The organism is Bosea vaviloviae (assembly GCF_001741865.1).
GTDB lineage: Bacteria > Pseudomonadota > Alphaproteobacteria > Rhizobiales > Beijerinckiaceae > Allobosea > Allobosea vaviloviae.
Genome location: NZ_CP017147.1, coordinates 1,422,324 through 1,438,860 on the forward strand (window position 1 = coordinate 1,422,324; position 16,537 = coordinate 1,438,860).

Sequence of the window (16,537 nt, forward strand, 5' to 3'; positions counted from 1 at the left end):
GATGAGCAGACATGCAGATCCGCGCCTGAGCGACGCCTCCGTCTTCCCCGATCCGGTCTACAAGGAAACCGTGCTGCGCCCGCTCTTCGACGGGGCCAAGACGCACCATGTCGAGGGTTTCCGCGCCATCGACCGCGCCCATCTCGTCATGCTGACCGAGACCGGCATCCTGCCGCGCGAGACCGCTGGCCGTATCGCTAGGGCGCTCGATGAGATCGATGCCGAGATCGACCCGGCCGCGCTGAGCTATACCGGCGAGGTCGAGGATTTCTTCTTCCTGATCGAAGCGGAGCTGCGCAAGCGGCTCAGCCCCGACGACACTGGCTGTCTGCACACCGGCCGCTCGCGCAACGACATCGACCATACCTTGTTCAAGCTGGCGCTGAAGCCGCGCCTCGACCGGCTTGCGGCCAAGCTGCGCGCGCTGATCGCCGCGACGCTGGCCCTGGCTGAGCGCGAGAAGGCGACGCTGATCGTCGCCTACACCCATGGCCAGCCGGCCCAGCCGACGACCTTCGGGCATTATCTGGCGGCGGCCATCGAGGTGATGCTGCGCGATCATGAGCGATTGATGCAGGCGCGCGAATTGCTCGACCTTTCGCCGATGGGCGCAGCCGCGATCACCACCTCCGGATTCCCGCTCGACCGGGCCCGTGTCGCGCAGCTTCTGGGTTTCGCCGAGCCATTGGAGAACTCCTATGGCTGCATCGCCGCGATCGACTACGTCACCGCGACCTACAGCGCGGTCGAATTGGTCTTCCTGCATCTCGGCCGGTTGATCCAGGATCTCCAGGTCTGGACTGCCTTCGAGGTCGGCCAGCTCTATGTGCCCAACGCCTTCGTGCAGATCTCCTCGATCATGCCGCAGAAGCGCAATCCGGTGCCGATCGAACATCTGCGCCATCTCTCTTCGCAGGCGATGGCGCGCGCCCGGCTGGTCAGGGACGTCGTCCACAACACCCCCTTCACCGACATGAACGACGCGGAAGGCGAGACCAACGAGGCCGGCTACCAGGCCTTCGCCACGGGCGAGCGCGTGCTCGATCTGCTCGCCGCGCTGCTGCCATCGATGAGCGTCGACGGCCGCCGTGTCGCCGAGAACATCCGCCGCTCCTGCATCACCATCACCGAACTCGCCGATACGCTGGTGCGCCGCGAGGGGCTCTCCTTCCGAGCCGCGCATGAGATTGCAGCCAGCGTCGCGCGTGCCGTCGTCGCGCTCGATGGCGATCTGCCGCGCGATGGCTATGCCCCCTTCCTTGAGGCCTTCCGCCATCACACCGGCCGTGAGCCGGCGCTGACGGCAGGCGATTTCGCGGGCGTGGTCTCGCCGGAGAACTTCGTCGCGGTGCGTGAGCGCTTCGGCGGGCCGGGTCCGCAGGCGCTGGGCAAGGCGCTGGCGGGCTATCGCGCCAGGCTCGATGCGGCTGATGGCGCTGCAGCCGACATCGCCATGCGCGAACAGGCTGCACGGCAGGAACTCGACGCGGCCTTCGCCGCTCTGATGGAAACGGCGTAATGGCGGGTATCGAACTTCAAGGGCTGGTCAAGCGCTATGGCGCGACGCAGGTCGTCCACGGCATCGACCTCACTGTCGCCGATGGCGAGTTCGTCGTCTTCGTCGGCCCGTCAGGCTGCGGCAAGTCGACGACGCTGCGCATGATCGCGGGGCTGGAGGACATCGACGGCGGGCAGATCAGCATCGGCGGCAGGGTCGTGAACCGGCTGGAGCCGAAGGATCGCAACATCGCGATGGTGTTCCAGAACTATGCGATCTACCCGCATATGAGCGTCGCCGAGAATATCGGCTTCGGCCTCCATACCGCCAAGCTCGACAAGGCCGAGAAGCGCAAGCGGGTCGAGCAGGTCGCCGGCATTCTCGGGCTGGAGCCGCTGCTGGAGCGCAGGCCCTCGGCCTTGTCCGGCGGCCAGCGCCAGCGCGTCGCCATCGGCCGCGCCATGGTGCGCAATCCCACGGTCTTCCTCTTCGACGAGCCGCTCTCCAATCTCGACGCGCAATTGCGCGCGCAGATGCGGCTGGAGATCAAGCGCCTGCACCAGCGGCTCGGCACCACCATCGTCTTCGTCACGCATGACCAGGTCGAGGCGATGACGCTGGCCGATCGCATCGTCGTGATGCGCGATGGCCGCATCCTCCAGGTTGGTGCGCCGATGGAGCTTTACGAGAAGCCCGCCGATGTCTTCACTGCCCGCTTCATCGGCTCGCCGACCATGAATGTCCTGCCTGGGTGCGTGACGACCCAGGCCGGGCTAGCGACGCTGACACTGGGCGAGAAACCGGTCGCCTTGCCGGGCAGCCCAGGGGAGATCCCCGCGGATGTCCTTGTCGGCGTCAGGCCGCAGCAATTGCGCGTTCTGGCGGGCGATGAGCCGGCCGATCTCGTGCTGACCGGCACTGTGGCGGTGATCGAGCCGCTCGGCTCCGAGACTTTCGTCCATGTCGAGTTCGGCGGCGGGCTGATCCTGGCCTCGGCTCCCGCCAAGTCGCCGCCTGCTGTCGGCGATGCCGTGCGGCTTGGCGCGCCCGTGGCTGCCTTGACGCTGTTCGATGCTGCAAGCGAGCGCGCACTATGAACGGCGGACGCAATCTCGTCCTCAGCATCGGCCGGCTCTATTGCGATCTCGTCTTCCGCGGGTTGGAGGCGCTGCCCAGGCTCGGCGAGGAGCGCTTCGCCAAGGAGGTTTCGGTCGTGCCCGGGGGCGGCGGCTTTATCACGGCGGCCCATCTGGCATCGCTTGGCGAGCGGGCGGCGCTGCTCGCGCGCATCGGAACCGATCCCTTGTCGGAGGCCATCGCGCCGGCGCTGCAGCAGAGCGGCGTCGATCTGCGCTGGCTCGAGCGGGCCTGCGATGCCGGGCCGCAACCCACCGTGGTGATGGTGCAAGCAGGCGAACGCGCCTTCCTGTCGCGCCGGGCCGGGAAGGCGCGGCCCACCACCCTCGAAGCCGCCTTGGCGGATGCCGAGGCGCGCCATCTGCACATCGCCGAATTCGCGACGCTTGCCGAGAGTCCGGAACTGGTCTCCCTCGCCAAGCTCGCAGGCCTCACCGTCTCGCTCGATCCGAGCTGGGACGACGCCCTGATCCACGATCCCGATCTCGTCCTGCGCTCGACCGGCACCGATATCTTCCTGCCCAACGCCTCCGAGGCCCGGGCGATTGCCGGCTGCGAGGATCTCGACCAGGCGGGCCGCCGGCTCGCTCGTCATTTCCCCGTCGTCGTCGTCAAGGATGGTGCGGCCGGTGCACGCCTGTTCCAGCGCGAGCAGAGCCTGAACCTGCCCGCGCCACAGGGCGGCCCGGTTCTCGACACCACTGGCGCGGGCGATGCCTTCAATGCCGGCTTCATCGCGGCCTGGATCGCGGGACGTCCACCGGGCCAGGCCCTTGCCGAGGGGATCGCCTGCGGGACGCTCTCCGTCCAGGGCGTGGGCGGCGCCGGTATACGGCTCGCTCGCGGCCGGGTCGCCGATATCAGCAAGACGCTGCTCGAGGAGCATGGTCGCATCGATGCCTGAAGCGCTTCTGACGAGCGAGGCCGCCGAGGCCGCCCTGGTCGCCGAAAGGCAGATCATGGGCAATGCCGTGGTCATGGCAGAGCTTGGCGAGCGCTTGCGCCGGCAAAGACCCGCCTTCGTCGCAAGCTGTGCGCGCGGCTCGTCGGACCATGCCGCGACCTATGGCAAATACCTGATCGAGCGGACGCTGGGCTTGCCGGTGGCATCGCTCGGCCCGAGCCTCGCCTCGGTCTACGGCGGCAAGCTCGATCTCTCCGGCGCGTTGTTCATCGCCGTCTCGCAATCCGGCCATAGCCCCGACGCCTTGCGCTTGACCGAGGCCGCCAAGCGCGGCGGCGCGCTGGTGGTCGGCTTAGTCAATGACGAGGCTTCGCCGCTGGCGGGCCTGGTCGATGTGCTGGTTCCGCTGCGGGCGGGGCCGGAGAAAAGCGTCGCTGCGACGAAGAGCTTCCTCGCCACCTGCATCGCCTTCCTTCATCTCACGGCGGCCTGGAGTCAGGACGAGGCGCTCGTCGCCGCCTTGGAGCAGGCGCCGCGGCGGCTCACTGAGGCGGGCGATTGCGACTGGTCGCCCATGTTCGCCGGGCTGAAGGATGCCGCCAGCCTCTATGTGATCGGCCGTGGCCTCGGCCTCGGCATTGCGCAGGAAATGGCGCTGAAGTTCAAGGAAACCTGCCGCATCCACGCCGAAGCCTTCAGCGCGGCTGAGGTGCTGCATGGGCCCTTGGCGCTGGTCGGTCTGGGCTTCCCGGCGATCGTGCTCGATCCAGCCGATGAGGGGCGCGACAGCACCTTGTCCGTCGCGACGGCGCTCGCGCGCTTCGGCGCCGAGGTCGCCTATGCCGGACATGGCCGGAATGTCGGTACGGCCCTGCCGATGCCGTCGAACGTCTCTCCCGCGCTCGCCCCGCTGGTCCAGGCGCGGGCTTTCTATGGCGGCATTGCCGCGCTTGCGGTTGCGCGCGGGCTCGATCCCGACAATCCCCCGCATCTCAACAAGGTGACTCGGACGCTCTGACCCGGACACTCTGAGCCGGATCAGCCGCGCATGGAGCACTTCCGGCGCACGCCGACAAAACCGTCCAATCACGGCTGGGTTATTCGCGTTAGCTCGGAAGCATCTCGAATGACGGAACAGCGGCTGATGTCCTCAGGAATCCTTCTTCTTAACCGGGCTGGCGATGCGCCGCTCGCCACCCCCTTCCGGTCGGCCGCGCTGGGCGAGAACGACCCCTTCGGCGCTGGGCGCGACATCGCCTGGATGGGCCCTGACGCCATGACTGCGGGCCGGGTGAATCTGGCGGGTGCCTATGAGAGCGCGGCGTTTCCGCACACCGAATTCGTCGTGGTCGTCGCCGGCCATCTGCGTCTTGCCGAGCCCGGAAAGGCCGCCCTGGAGCTTTCGCCTGGCCGCGGCGCCGTGATCGCGCGCGGAACCGCTGTGAAGGTCGAGGCGGAGCCCGGCACGCGCCTCGTCTTCTGCGCCGCCAGCGGAGCGAGCTCGGCTGCGCCGGGTCTGCAGGAGATCCTGGCGGACGCACCGCTTTCGCCCTCCGCCGCGCCGCCGGTCGAGGCGCTGGTCGGGCCGACGCCGCAATGCCGCAGCTTCAACGCCTTCACCGACGAGGCCACGCGCTTCCGGGCCGGCACCTGGGATTCGACGCCCTATCGCCGGATTTTGCGCCCGCACCGCCTCAACGAGCTGATGCATGTGGTGACGGGCAGCATCGATCTGACCGGGCCGGATGGAACCGTCACGCGCGTCGATCAAGGCGACAGCGTCTTCGTCGCCCATGGCGCGCCTTGCGCCTGGGACAGCAGCGTTCATGTCGCCAAATTCTATGTCGTGCAGGAGGTCGCCGGCTGAGCGTGAGCGCTCGCGCCGCGGTCCTGGCCCTGGAGTCCGTCATGTCTGACACTGCCCCTCAAGAGGCTCTGATCCTGCGCGAGGTTGCGCTGGCCGATGCTGCCGCCTGCCAGGCGCTGTCGCGCGCCGTCGGCTGGCCGCACCGCGTCGAGGATTGGGAGATGTTGATCGGTCTCGGCCATGGCGTCGTCGCGACGCTGGGCGAGGAGATCGTGGCGTCGGCGCTGTGGTGGCCCTATGGCGAGACCCACGCCACGCTCGGCTCGATCATCGTCTTGCCCGCGCAGCAGGGCGGCGGCATCGGCAAGCGCTTGATACACGCGCTGCTCGAACAGACGCAGGGGCGCTCGCAACTGCTCAACGCCACGGTGGCGGGCGAGCCGCTTTACGCCAGGAACGGCTTCGTGCCCTGGGGCGGCGTGCTCCAGTATCATGGCGAATCGCGCGCCAACGCCGCGCCGGTACTGCAGCCGGGCGAGACGCTGCGCCTTGGCGGCCCCGATGACCTGCCGCTGTTGGAGCGGTTCGATACGCAGGCGACGGGACTGGCGCGCAAACCGGCGCTCGCGGTGCTCCTCGCGTGCGGCGAATGCATCGTGCTGGAGCGAGACGGCAAGCCCGTCGGCTTCAGCGTCTTGCGTCGTTTCGGCCGGGGGCATGTCATCGGCCCGGTGGTCGCCGCCAATGGCGGCGACGCGCAAATCCTGATCGCGCATTGGCTGCATGAGCAACGCGGCCAGTTCGTGCGGATCGATGTTCCCTTGGATACCGGGCTGGAGGATTGGCTGATGCAAAGCGGCCTGAAACCTGCAGGCCCCGTGACCTCGATGGTGCGCGGCGAGAAACCGGTTCCGTCAGGCCCCGCGCGGCTCTACGCGGTGATCAACCAGGCACTCGGCTGAGTCTCAGCCGGCCGGGTGCGAAAGGATCAAGGCGGACATGATGGCGCTTCTCTCCAAATCCGGCCAGCCGGACATCGTCGATGGCGTGGTCGAATATGTCACCATGTCGGTGCTGGCGCTGCATCGCGACCTCGTGCCCTATATCGCCATGCAGCGCAGCCAGGGCTGGCAGCAGATGCGGATCTTGCCGGCTTCGAGCCGCAAAGTCGGCGTTCTCGGGCTGGGTGTGCTTGGCGAGGCCGCTTGCCGCAAGCTCGCCGGCTTTGGCTTCCAGGTCGCGGGCTGGAGCGGTTCGCGGTGCGAGATCGACGGCGTCGCCTGTTCAGCCGGTCCCGACGAGATGGCGCAATTTCTCGCCCGCAGCGAGATCCTGGTGTGCCTGCCGCCGCCGGCCGGTGAGGCGCGCGTCGGCCTCGATGCCGCGCTTTTTGCAAAACTGCCGCGTGGTGCGAGGCTGCTGAGTGCGGGCGGCCGCGATCATCTCGATCAGGATGCGCTGCACGCCGCGCTCGACGACGGCCAGGTTTCGGCCGCTGTGCTGGACGTCTCCTCCGAGGCGGAGCTTCCCAAGGGCCATGCGCTCTGGAGCGATCCCCGCGTGCTGATCACCAGCCATATCGCCGGCATGATCTAGCCGGAAGACGGCATCCTGCTCTCACTTTTAGATGAGAGACGGATTCAGATTTCAGCTGGGATCACTTCGTGATGCCATCTGAAATCATCCGGCTCCAGCGGGCCACCGTGCCGAGGCACCTCTGCGTGGGTAGGTCTATTGCCCATGGGGCGATCGTGAGCGCTCAAAGCATGATCTGCTGTCGCCGCGAGCCAATAGCGCAGGGGATGTCATCGCAGCCCGCCACGTCGCGCCGACAGCATGGCGGCTTGCCTCTAGCCTTGTGACGAAGCGGCATCAGTGCCGTGAGCGAGGAAAGCTGATCCATGCAAGAGCCCGTTCTTGATCTCGGTGAAAAGCTCCCGCCCGGGGTCAATCCCGGAATCCGGCGTGCGCTTGTCCATATCGAGCGGCATTTCACCGACAGCGTCTATCTCGAGGATCTCGCCGTTCTCGCGGGCCTGAGCGTCTGTCGCTTCGTCACGGTGTTTCGCCGGCAGGTCGGCCTGACGCCGCATCGCTTCATCTGTCACCGGCGCATTCGCCATGCCAAGGCGCTGCTGCGCGAGGGCGTGCCGATGGCGCAGGCCGCATCCGAGGCCGGCTTCTTCGACCAGAGCCATCTCTCGCGCCATTTCAAGAGCATCTGCGGCGTGACGCCCGGTCGCTATCTGCGCGATCTGGCGCAGCCCGAGAGGCCTCGGGCCGCACGCGGCACCTATATCCAGGCCGCTGCGGTCTGACGCGCCCGATCCCTCCTGCTCCAGTACATCCACTCACCAAGGCCTGTGCCCATGACCGTCAATTCGCTCGAAGCTCTCGACCGCATGCATTGGGTCCACCCGGTGGCAAACTGGGCGGGTCACGAGAAGCGCGGCGTCACCATCCTGAAGTCGGCCAAGGGCGCCTTCATCACGGATGCGGACGGGCATGAATTGATCGACGGCTTCGCCGGCCTCTGGTGCGTCAATGTCGGCTATGGGCATGAGAGCATCGTCGAGGCGGCAGCCGCGCAGATGCGCGAACTGCCCTATGCGACCGGCTATTTCAGCTTCGGCAGCGAGCCGACGATCCTGCTCGCGGCCAAGCTCGCCGAACTCACCCCCGGCGACCTCAACCACATCTATTTCTCGCTGGGCGGTTCGGATGCGATCGACGGCGCGCTGCGTCTCATCCAGTTCTACTACAATGTCACCGGCCGGCCGACGAAGAAGGCCATCCTCTCGCTGGAGCGTGGCTATCACGGCTCGAGCTCGACGGGCGCCGGCGTCACCGCGCTGCCGGCCTTCCACGCCAATTTCGACTTCCCCTCCCATGTCCGCCACTACGTTGCCGCTCCTTACGCCTATCGCAACCCCACCGGTTCCGACGATGCGGCGGTGATCGCGGCCAGCGTCGCCTCGCTTCGCGCCAAGGTCGAGGAGCTCGGAGCGGACAATGTCGCGGCCTTCTTTTGTGAGCCGGTCGTAGGCTCCGGCGGCGTCATCGTGCCGCCGAAGGGTTGGCTCAAGGCGATGCGCGATACGGCGGCCGAACTCGACATCCTCTTCCTGGCCGACGAGGTTATCACCGGTTTCGGCCGCACCGGGCCGATGTTCGCCTGCGAGGCGGAAGGCGTGGTGCCTGACATGATGACGATGGCGAAGGGACTGACCTCGGGCTATGCGCCGCTGGGTGCGCTTGCGATCGGCGAGAAGGTTTACAAGGGCATCAAGGACAATGCCCCCGACGGTGGGCTGGTCGGCCATGGCCAGACCTATTCCGGCCATCCCGTTTCGGCCGCCGTCGCGCTCGAGGTGCTGCGGCTCTATGACGAGGGCGGCATCCTCGCCAATGGCCAGCGCGTCGGCGCTTATTTCGAAAAGAAGCTGGCAACGCTCGCCGACCATCCCCTCGTCGGTGAGGTCCGGGCGCGCGGCCTGCTCGCCGGCATCGAGCTCGTCGCCGACAAGGCGAGCAAGGAGAAATTCTCCCGCGCGGCCAGGCTGCCGGAGCATCTCTTTGCGCGTGGTTACGCCAATGGCGTGATCTTCCGGGCCTTCGGCGACGACATCATCGGGCTCGCCCCGCCGCTGTGCTGCAGCGAGAGCGAGATCGACCTGATCGTCGCGCGCCTGCGCCAGACGCTCGACGACATGCTCGCCATTCCCGAGGTCAAGGCGGAGCTGCGGTAAGCGCGGCGATGCCGGCATGATCCTCGCTTTGCCGAGGCCAACCGAACCGTCTAGGCTCTCCCAGCGGGCGAGACGGGAATGTCCGGCTTGAGGAGCGTGATGGTGAGGCTTTCGTCGTGACACCGGGCGTGCGGCTCGACCGCATCGACATGAAGATTCTGGTCGAACTCCAGAACAATGGCCGGATGACCAATGTCACCCTGGCCGATGCTGTGGGCTTGTCGCCAAGCCCCTGCCTGCTGCGGGTGAAGCGGCTGGAGCAGGCCGGTTTCATTTCCGGCTATGGCGCGACGATCAACCTGCAGAAGCTCGGTGAGACCATCACGGTCTTCACCGAGATCACGCTGGCCGACCATACCAAAGAGTATTTCATCCGCTTCGAGACCGCGCTGCGACGGGTCGACGAGGTGGTGGAATGCCATCTGGTCAGCGGCGGCTACGATTATCTGGTCAAGTTCGTGACGCGCGGGCTGACGCACTACCAGTCACTGATCGAGACGCTGCTCGACCGTAATCTCGGCATCTCGAAATATTTCAGCTACATCGTCATCAAGACGCCGATCCAGAAATCGGGTTACCCGCTGCCGGTGCTGTTCGAAGTCTGATCTCCAGAGCGTTTTCGAGCGAAGTGGACACCGGTTCGCGTGAAGAAAACGCGACAAAACAAAGGGCTCAGCCCAGCGCCAGGTCAGCCCAAGGCCTGGTTGACCAGTCCGAAGGTGCGTGCCGCGCCCTGCGCACCGTGATTGCGGCCGCGGATCATCGTCGTCACGCTGTCGAAGATCGTCATGCCGCTGGCTTCGAGGAAGCCGCCGAACAAGCCTTGCTCCTGGGCGGTATCGACGCGCAGGAAGGCGCCTTCATGCGCGGCGACATGCGGCCTCGTCAGCGCGATCGCCATCGCGTCGCCCTCGGCGACGATCGGCCCGACGACATGGCCGCGGCCGAAGCGCCGGCACAGCGCGAAGCCGACGACCTCGCCATTGCGCTCGACGATCGTCCCGGCCGATTGCGCCATCAAGGCCGCGATCACCCTCGCCCGGTCCGCGCCATAGGCCATGCCGTCGAGCCGGGTGATGGCTTCGCGGTCACCTGCGACGATGTCGCGCACTGCAATCTCGTCCCCTGTCGGGAGCTCTGAAAGCTGGGCCCGGCCCTGGTGCTGGAAGATGCGCCCGACCGGCTCGAAGCCGAGCGAGCGATAGAGCCGATAGCCGGCCCTCGTCGAATTGAGGCGCAGATCGCGCGCGCCGGACTGTTCGAAGATCGTGTCCATCAGGCGCCGCCCCGCACCTTGCGCTTGCAGCCTTGGCGAGGTGATGACCATGCCGCAGGTGGCGAAATGCTCGCCGAAGGGCCACCACATCGCCGAGCCGAGCGCGCGTCCGATCGCGTCGCAGGCAACGAAGCCGTGTCCGACCTCGAGCACCAGCCGCCAATCCTCAGGGCGGTGCGGCCAGCCGACGCCGATCGAAAGCTGATGCGCCTGCACCAGATCGGCCTCGGTCATCGCCCGGATGTCGATGTCGTAGTCGAGTTTGCGCTTGGCCGTTCTGTAAACCACCGCTGCTGGCCTCGTGCGAAATGGAACGTAAGTATAGGTCCGTCGGGAGCATTCGAGAATAGTAAAATTCATACAATACAGAGGCTTAACTTGGTGCAAGCTGAGGCGGCGGGGCTGGATCTGATCCAGGGTCGACGTTTGCCTTGAATTGGCTCGATACGCTTCACGGACCCTGATAGCTCATGCCGACGCGCGGACCCGTATGCTCATGAAATTGGAACCCTATTGGCTCGATTCGGCGCCGCGTTTCGATGCGGATACGGCTGGACCACTCGCCGGCAAGGTCGATGTCGCCATCGTCGGCGGCGGTTTCACCGGCCTGTCGGCGGCGCTGGCGCTGGCGAAATCCGGCGCGAGCGTAGCTGTATTGGAAGCAGGCCGCGTCATTGGCGAGGCGTCGGGCCGTAATGGCGGGCATTGCAACAACGGTACGGCGCATGATCTCGGTGGCCTGGCCGCGAGTCTCGGGCTTGAACGTGCGAGCGCGCTCTACCGCGCTTTTGACGCCGCCGTCGATCAGGTCGAGGCGCTGGTCGCGGAGGAGGCGATCGATTGCGATTTCCGTCGCACCGGCAAGATCAAGCTTGCCGCCAAGCCTGCGCATTTCGCCAAGCTCGAAAAAAGCGCCGAATTGCTGCAGCGCACGGTCGAACCCGATCTCGTCATCGTGCGGCCGGAGGAGACCAGGAGCGAGATCGGCTCGGACGGCTTCCATGGCGGTCTGGTCTTCCCGCGCGGCGCCCATATGCATATGGGCCGCTTCGGCGCGGGCCTTGCGAATGCGGCGGCGCGGCGCGGCGCCGGCATCTTTGAGAATGCCCTTGTGACCGGCCTTCACCGCTTGAACGGCAACGCGCATCGGGTCGTGACGACGCGTGGCGAGATCGAGGCCGGGCAGGTCCTGCTGGCGACCGGCGCCTCCCGGCAGGGCCCCTTCGCCTGGTTGCGGCGGCGCATCGTTCCGGTCGGCAGCTTCATCATCGCGACCGAGCCGCTTTCGGATAATCTCGCGACCTCGATCATGCCGACGCGGCGCACCGCGACGACGACCAAGAATATCGGCAATTACTTCCGCCTGACGCACGACAACCGGTTGATCTTCGGTGGGCGGGCACGCTTTGCGCTGTCGAGCCCGAAATCGGACGCCAAGAGCGGCGCGATCCTGCAGGCGCGGATGCTGGAGCTCTTCCCCCAGCTTGCCGGCACACGCATCGATTATTGCTGGGGCGGGCTGGTCGACATGACCTCGGACCGCCTGCCGCGCGCCGGCGAGCGCGACGGCCTGTTCTACGCGCTGGGCTATAGCGGCCATGGCACGCAGATGTCGGTGCATATGGGGCAGATCATGGCGCGCGTCATGGGCGGCGACGCCAAGGCGAACCCGCTGGCGGGGCTCGACTGGCCGGCCGTGCCCGGTCATTTCGGCCCGCCCTGGTTCCTGCCCTTTGTTGGCGCATACTACCGCTACCAGGACTGGCGCCAATGAGCCTGTCCCGAAACTCTACTCCGGAGGCCGTCTGACGCAGCTTTCTGCGCTTCCGGTGCTCACGGACAGGGAGCCTATTATCGCCATTAGGACTGGCGCCACTGACGCCGCCGCGTCATCCGTCATTGCGAGGAGCGTAGCGACGAGGCAATCCAGGGGACGTAGAGCGCTGCCGCCCCCTGGATTGCTTCGCTTGCGCTCGCAATGACGGCTACGCCGCCGCCTTCTTCTGCCCGCTCATCGCCAGCAGCACGAGCACGAAGGAGGCCGCCGTCAGCAAGGTCGAGATCGAGGCGATGGTCGGGTCGATCTCGTCGCGCAGCGCGGTGAACATCCGCCGCGTCAGCGTCTGATACTGCCCGCCCGAGACGAAGAGCGAGATGATCGTCTCGTCGATCGCCGAGATGAAGGCGAAGATGCCGCCGGCGAAGACGCTGGCCTTGATCTGCGGCAGCGTCACGGTGAGGAAGGCGCGCAGGCGGTTCATGCCGAGGCTGCGCGCCACCATCTCCTGCGCCGGATCGAAGCTCTGCAGCCCGGCGACCACCGAGGTGATGACATAGGGCAGGCCGAGCATGACATTGGCGAGAACGAGCCCGGGCAGCGTCGCGATCAGGCCGACCTTCGCATAGACGAAGAAGATGCCGATCGCGATGATGATGATCGGCACGATCAGCGGCAGCATCAGCACCATGTGGAACGAGCGCATCAGCCGGCTTTGCGAATTGCTGATGGCATAGGCGGCGGCTACACCGAGCGGCGTCGCGAGCGCCACCGTCAGCGCCGCGATCGTCAGGCTCACCCTGGTCGCCTGCATCCAGGCCGGGTTGCCGAAATACTCCTCATACCAGCGCAGCGAGAAGGACGGCGGCGGGAAGGTCAGGAAGCGCGTGCCGGAGAACGACATCGGCACGATGATCGCGAGCGGCACGATCAGATAGGCCAGCACCAGCCCGACGAAGAGGCAAAAGGCGAGACGCGGGAGGAGAGGACGGTTCATTTCTGCCCCAGCATCTTGTCGAGCGGGATGATGCGGCTGACCAACATGAAGATCGCCAGCACGCAGACGAGCAGCACGACGCCGATCGCGCTCGCCGCGCCCCATTGATTGTAGAGCTCGACATTCCGGCTCACGACCATCGAGATCATGATCGTCCGGCCGCCGCCGAGCAGCTCCGGCGTGATGTAGAAGCCGAGCGTCAGCACGAAGACCAGCGTCAGCCCGGCGACGACGCCAGGCAGGGACAGTGGCAGGAACACGCGCAGGAAGGTATGGAGCGGCCCGCCGCCGAGGCTCGCCCCGGCCAGCATCAACTCGCGCGGGATCTTCTGCATGGTCGAGTAGAGCGGCAGCACCATGAAGGGCAGCAGGATGTGGACGGTCGCGATCACCGTGCCGAGCTCGTTATGCACCAGCGCCAGCGGGTCGCTGATCAGTCCGAACCGTTCGAGCACCTGATTGGCCACGCCGGTGCGTTGCAGCAGCACGAGCCAGGCATAGGCGCGCACCAGGACGCTGGTCCAGAACGGCAGGATCACGAAGGACAGGATCAGCATGTCCCAGGGCCGCTTGGCATGGGCGGCGGCATAGGCGACGGGATAGCCGAGGATGAGCGTCAGGACCGTGACCGTGAACGCGATGCGGAAGGTCAGCAGGAAGCTGCGCCAATAGATGTCCTCGCTGAAGATGCGCTTGTAGTGCTCCAGCGTGAAGCCGCCATCATAGAAGGACTGGCCCATCAGCCAGCCCACGGGCAGCACGACGAGCGCCACGATCACGATCACGGCCGGCGAGGCGAGCAGGAGCATCAGCCCCTGTTCGCGGCGCAGGTAGCGGAGGGATGGGTCGATCGCGCTCATCTCGTCTCTCCCGTCATGCTCGGGCTCGACCCGAGCATTTCCTGCAAGAGGTTCTCGGGTCCGCGCCTGGCGCGGCCCGAGAATGACGTCTGTCGGCTGCTCACTTCTGGGCGAAGGCGAGCCAGCGCTTTTCCGCCGCTTCGCCGGCGGCCGAGGTCCACCAGGCATAGGACATCAGCGCCTGGGCCTTGGCATTCTCCGGCGCGCTCGGCAGTTCCTTGACGCGCGCGGCCGGGATCACGCCGGTGTCGTAGGCTTTCGGGTTCGCCGGGCCGTAATCGATCTGCATCGGCAGATTGGCCTGATGCACCGGGTCGACTGCCTCGTTCAGGAACTTGATCGCGGTCGGCAGGTTCGGCGCGCCCTTGAGCACGCAGAGCGAGGTGCTCTGCAGGATGCCCTGGTTATAAGTGTAGGTGACCTTGGCGCCTTCCTTGACCAGCGCGCTGATGCGGCCGTTCCAGGCCATCACCATATCGACCTCGCCATCGTTGAGGAGCTGGGCCGATTGCGCGCCCGAGGTCCACCAGACGGTGATGTTGGGCTTGATCTCCTCGAGCTTCTTGAAGGCGCGGTCGACATCGAGCGGGTAGAGCTTGTCGGGTGCGACGCCGTCGGCCATCAGCGCGGCTTCGAGCGTGGCGAGCGGGTTGTTGCGCAGCGAGCGCCGGCCCGGGAACTTCTTCACGTCCCAGAAATCGGCCCAGGTCTTGGGCGCGGTGGCCGCGTCCGGGAATTTCTTCAGGCTGTAGCCCATCACGCTGGAATAGAATTCGTAGGCGATGGAGTAGTCGCTGCGATATTCCGCCGGCATTGCCGCCGCGTTCGGGATCTTGCTGAAGTCGAGCTTCTCGACGATGCCCTGCTCGCCGCCGCGCAGGCAGAAATTGGTGGCGACGTCGACGACGTCCCAGGTCGGTTTACCCGTGGCGACCTGGGAGCGCATGATCGGCCAGGCGTCGGGCACGCTGTCCTGGTTGATGGTGATGCCGAGCTTCTTGGCGGCGGGGTCGAGGATCGCGATCGTCTGCGCCTTCTGATAGGCGCCGCCCTGCGAGACGAAGAGCATCTGCTCGGCGGCGAATGCCGGGACCGTGCTCATCAGCGCCATGGCGAAACCTGCAGTAGCGCAAGCAAGCCGGGTGTTCACGCGTCGTTTGGCCAAATCGTGCTTAAGCATGTCTAGTCCCCTGTTTTTGGATCGGATCTTCGAGCTACCGTCCGATCGCGTCTAGAAACTGATACCAGCCGGCGACCATGCGGACGGCCGGTTCTCGAAGCGGGTAGAACGGCACGCGCCGCATCCGGGCGGCGTCGAGCAGCCCGACATCGGGCGCTTCGCCACGCGCGAACGCAGCGAGGTAGCGCCCCATCAGGCTCGACATCGCGACGCCCGCGCCATTGTAGCCCATGGCGAACATCACGCGGTCGTCGAGGCGCCCGACATGGGGCACCGAGTCGAGCGTCATCGCGACCAGCCCGGACCAGCGATAGGCCAGGGGCACCTCCGAAAGCTGCGGAAAGATGCCGGTCATCGCCTTGTGCAGGGCGCGGAAGGCAGCGGGAGAATCCTGCTTCCCGAAGGCGCCGCGTCCGCCGAAGACCACCCGGTCGTCGACCACGCGGAACCAGCGCATCATCCGCTTGGTCTCGGTATAGGTTCGCCGCGTCGGCATCACGCTCGCTGCCAGATTGGGCGAGAGTTTTTCGGTTGCGATGATGGCGCTGCGGAACGGGATCAGCGTGGTGCGGAACGCGGCCGTCGCCGGGGTCAGCTCGGAATAGCTGTTGGTGGCGATGATCGCCTGCCGCGCCCGGACCGTCCCGCCCGGCGTCTCGACCAGCACGCCGCTGCCCTCGCGCCGCAGCCGCAAGGCCGGCGTCCCGGCATGGATCGCGATGCCGCGCTTGGTGACGCCCCTGGCCAAGCCATGCAGGTAGTTCAGCGGGTGGATGCCGCCGGAGCCGGCATTGAGCACGCCGCCGACGAAGCCGTCCGAGCCGGTCTCCTCGCGCACCTGATCGGCGTCGAGCACCGACATGGTGGTGTCGCCGAGCTCGGCCTTCAGCCATTGCGCCTCGGTGATGGCGTAGTTCAGGGTCTCGTGGTTATGCGCCGCCTTGACCTGGCCTGAACGTGTCAGGGCCGCGTGCTCGATGCCGAATTCATCGACGAGCTCGGAGACGATATCGGTCGCCTCAAGCGCGATATCGTACATGCGCCGCGCCATGTCGCGGCCATAAGCAGCGGCAATGGCGGGGAAGGAGATGCGGAACTTCGCGGTGATGACGCCGCCATTGCGCCCGCTTGCGCCCCAGCCCGGCCGGTTGGCCTCCAGCACGATCGGCTGGAGGCCGCTTTGCGCCAGGTGATGCGCTGCCGACAGCCCCGTATAGCCCGCCCCAATGATGACGACATCGGCCTGCGCGTCGCCCTGCAGAGGCGGCAGGTCGCGCAATGGCGCGGCCGTCGCCTGCCAGAGCGACGGCGCCGGATCGAGGGCCTGCCAGGGCGCTCCGCTGGACACCGGC

General features: G+C 66.5%; 16 protein-coding genes. 11 read left to right on the forward strand and 5 right to left on the reverse strand.

Annotated features, from left to right (window positions below; all coding sequences use genetic code 11):
- Window position 1: 1 nt before the first annotated feature.
- The 10 genes from argH (at window position 2) to BHK69_RS06735 (ending at window position 9,700) form a co-directional block, all read left to right on the forward strand.
- Window positions 2–1,519 (forward strand): argininosuccinate lyase, encoded by a 1,518-nt coding sequence (argH, locus tag BHK69_RS06690; RefSeq protein WP_069689418.1) that lies wholly within the window; start codon window positions 2–4, stop codon window positions 1,517–1,519.
- On the forward strand, window positions 1,519–2,595 hold the full coding sequence (locus tag BHK69_RS06695) for an ABC transporter ATP-binding protein (protein WP_069689419.1): 1,077 nt from the start codon (window positions 1,519–1,521) through the stop codon (window positions 2,593–2,595). Before argH ends, BHK69_RS06695 begins: the two co-directional genes overlap by 1 nt.
- Window positions 2,592–3,539, forward strand: a complete 948-nt coding sequence (locus BHK69_RS06700) for a carbohydrate kinase family protein (RefSeq protein ID WP_069689420.1) — start codon at window positions 2,592–2,594, stop codon at window positions 3,537–3,539. The genes BHK69_RS06695 and BHK69_RS06700 overlap by 4 nt, the downstream gene beginning before the upstream one ends.
- Complete coding sequence (locus tag BHK69_RS06705) at window positions 3,532–4,557, forward strand: SIS domain-containing protein (protein ID WP_199579054.1); 1,026 nt, start codon at window positions 3,532–3,534, stop codon at window positions 4,555–4,557. The genes BHK69_RS06700 and BHK69_RS06705 overlap by 8 nt, the downstream gene beginning before the upstream one ends.
- Window positions 4,558–4,683: 126 nt before the next feature.
- Entirely contained in the window at window positions 4,684–5,406 is a 723-nt protein-coding gene (locus BHK69_RS06710) for a cupin domain-containing protein (RefSeq protein ID WP_069693431.1), read from the forward strand.
- 41 nt (window positions 5,407–5,447) lie between these two features.
- Window positions 5,448–6,308 carry a GNAT family N-acetyltransferase gene (locus tag BHK69_RS06715; RefSeq protein ID WP_069693432.1) on the forward strand — a complete coding sequence of 287 codons (861 nt, stop codon included), beginning with the start codon at window positions 5,448–5,450 and terminating at the stop codon, window positions 6,306–6,308.
- Window positions 6,309–6,345: 37 nt separating this feature from the next.
- Entirely contained in the window at window positions 6,346–6,942 is a 597-nt protein-coding gene (locus BHK69_RS06720) for an NAD(P)-dependent oxidoreductase (protein ID WP_069689422.1), read from the forward strand.
- Between the two features lie 305 nt (window positions 6,943–7,247).
- Complete coding sequence (locus tag BHK69_RS06725) at window positions 7,248–7,664, forward strand: helix-turn-helix transcriptional regulator (protein ID WP_069689423.1); 417 nt, start codon at window positions 7,248–7,250, stop codon at window positions 7,662–7,664.
- Between the two features lie 51 nt (window positions 7,665–7,715).
- The gene (locus BHK69_RS06730; RefSeq protein WP_069689424.1) at window positions 7,716–9,095 is read left to right on the forward strand and encodes an aminotransferase class III-fold pyridoxal phosphate-dependent enzyme; all 1,380 of its coding nucleotides are present in this window, start codon (window positions 7,716–7,718) and stop codon (window positions 9,093–9,095) included.
- Between the two features lie 128 nt (window positions 9,096–9,223).
- On the forward strand, window positions 9,224–9,700 hold the full coding sequence (locus BHK69_RS06735) for an Lrp/AsnC family transcriptional regulator (protein WP_199579204.1): 477 nt from the start codon (window positions 9,224–9,226) through the stop codon (window positions 9,698–9,700).
- 83 nt (window positions 9,701–9,783) lie between these two features.
- On the opposite strand, the gene BHK69_RS06740 is transcribed toward BHK69_RS06735, so the two are convergent.
- The gene (locus BHK69_RS06740; RefSeq protein WP_069689426.1) at window positions 9,784–10,659 is read right to left on the reverse strand and encodes a GNAT family N-acetyltransferase; all 876 of its coding nucleotides are present in this window, start codon (window positions 10,657–10,659) and stop codon (window positions 9,784–9,786) included.
- A 208-nt stretch (window positions 10,660–10,867) separates the two neighbouring features.
- Here BHK69_RS06740 and BHK69_RS06745 point away from each other — a divergent pair, with 208 nt between their 5' ends.
- Entirely contained in the window at window positions 10,868–12,145 is a 1,278-nt protein-coding gene (locus BHK69_RS06745) for an NAD(P)/FAD-dependent oxidoreductase (RefSeq protein ID WP_069693433.1), read from the forward strand.
- 211 nt (window positions 12,146–12,356) lie between these two features.
- On the opposite strand, the gene BHK69_RS06750 is transcribed toward BHK69_RS06745, so the two are convergent.
- From BHK69_RS06750 to BHK69_RS06765, 4 genes are all read right to left on the reverse strand, one after another.
- Complete coding sequence (locus tag BHK69_RS06750; RefSeq protein ID WP_069689427.1) at window positions 12,357–13,145, reverse strand: ABC transporter permease; 789 nt, start codon at window positions 13,143–13,145, stop codon at window positions 12,357–12,359.
- Window positions 13,142–14,005 carry an ABC transporter permease gene (locus BHK69_RS06755; RefSeq protein WP_244548420.1) on the reverse strand — a complete coding sequence of 288 codons (864 nt, stop codon included), beginning with the start codon at window positions 14,003–14,005 and terminating at the stop codon, window positions 13,142–13,144. The genes BHK69_RS06750 and BHK69_RS06755 overlap by 4 nt, the downstream gene beginning before the upstream one ends.
- A 100-nt stretch (window positions 14,006–14,105) precedes the next feature.
- Window positions 14,106–15,116 (reverse strand): ABC transporter substrate-binding protein, encoded by a 1,011-nt coding sequence (locus BHK69_RS06760; protein ID WP_069689428.1) that lies wholly within the window; start codon window positions 15,114–15,116, stop codon window positions 14,106–14,108.
- Window positions 15,117–15,219: 103 nt separating this feature from the next.
- Window positions 15,220–16,533 carry an NAD(P)/FAD-dependent oxidoreductase gene (locus BHK69_RS06765; protein WP_069689429.1) on the reverse strand — a complete coding sequence of 438 codons (1,314 nt, stop codon included), beginning with the start codon at window positions 16,531–16,533 and terminating at the stop codon, window positions 15,220–15,222.
- Between the last annotated feature and the right edge of the window lie 4 nt (window positions 16,534–16,537).

Coding starts and splice junctions, on each gene's coding strand:
- argH (WP_069689418.1), top strand. CDS start 2: ATGAGCAGACATGCAGATCCGCGCCTGAGCGACGCCTCCGTCTTCCCC.
- BHK69_RS06695 (WP_069689419.1), top strand. CDS start 1,519: ATGGCGGGTATCGAACTTCAAGGGCTGGTCAAGCGCTATGGCGCGACG.
- BHK69_RS06700 (WP_069689420.1), top strand. CDS start 2,592: ATGAACGGCGGACGCAATCTCGTCCTCAGCATCGGCCGGCTCTATTGC.
- BHK69_RS06705 (WP_199579054.1), top strand. CDS start 3,532: ATGCCTGAAGCGCTTCTGACGAGCGAGGCCGCCGAGGCCGCCCTGGTC.
- BHK69_RS06710 (WP_069693431.1), top strand. CDS start 4,684: ATGTCCTCAGGAATCCTTCTTCTTAACCGGGCTGGCGATGCGCCGCTC.
- BHK69_RS06715 (WP_069693432.1), top strand. CDS start 5,448: ATGTCTGACACTGCCCCTCAAGAGGCTCTGATCCTGCGCGAGGTTGCG.
- BHK69_RS06720 (WP_069689422.1), top strand. CDS start 6,346: ATGATGGCGCTTCTCTCCAAATCCGGCCAGCCGGACATCGTCGATGGC.
- BHK69_RS06725 (WP_069689423.1), top strand. CDS start 7,248: ATGCAAGAGCCCGTTCTTGATCTCGGTGAAAAGCTCCCGCCCGGGGTC.
- BHK69_RS06730 (WP_069689424.1), top strand. CDS start 7,716: ATGACCGTCAATTCGCTCGAAGCTCTCGACCGCATGCATTGGGTCCAC.
- BHK69_RS06745 (WP_069693433.1), top strand. CDS start 10,868: ATGAAATTGGAACCCTATTGGCTCGATTCGGCGCCGCGTTTCGATGCG.
- BHK69_RS06750 (WP_069689427.1), bottom strand. CDS start 13,145: ATGAACCGTCCTCTCCTCCCGCGTCTCGCCTTTTGCCTCTTCGTCGGG.
- BHK69_RS06755 (WP_244548420.1), bottom strand. CDS start 14,005: ATGAGCGCGATCGACCCATCCCTCCGCTACCTGCGCCGCGAACAGGGG.
- BHK69_RS06760 (WP_069689428.1), bottom strand. CDS start 15,116: ATGGCGCTGATGAGCACGGTCCCGGCATTCGCCGCCGAGCAGATGCTC.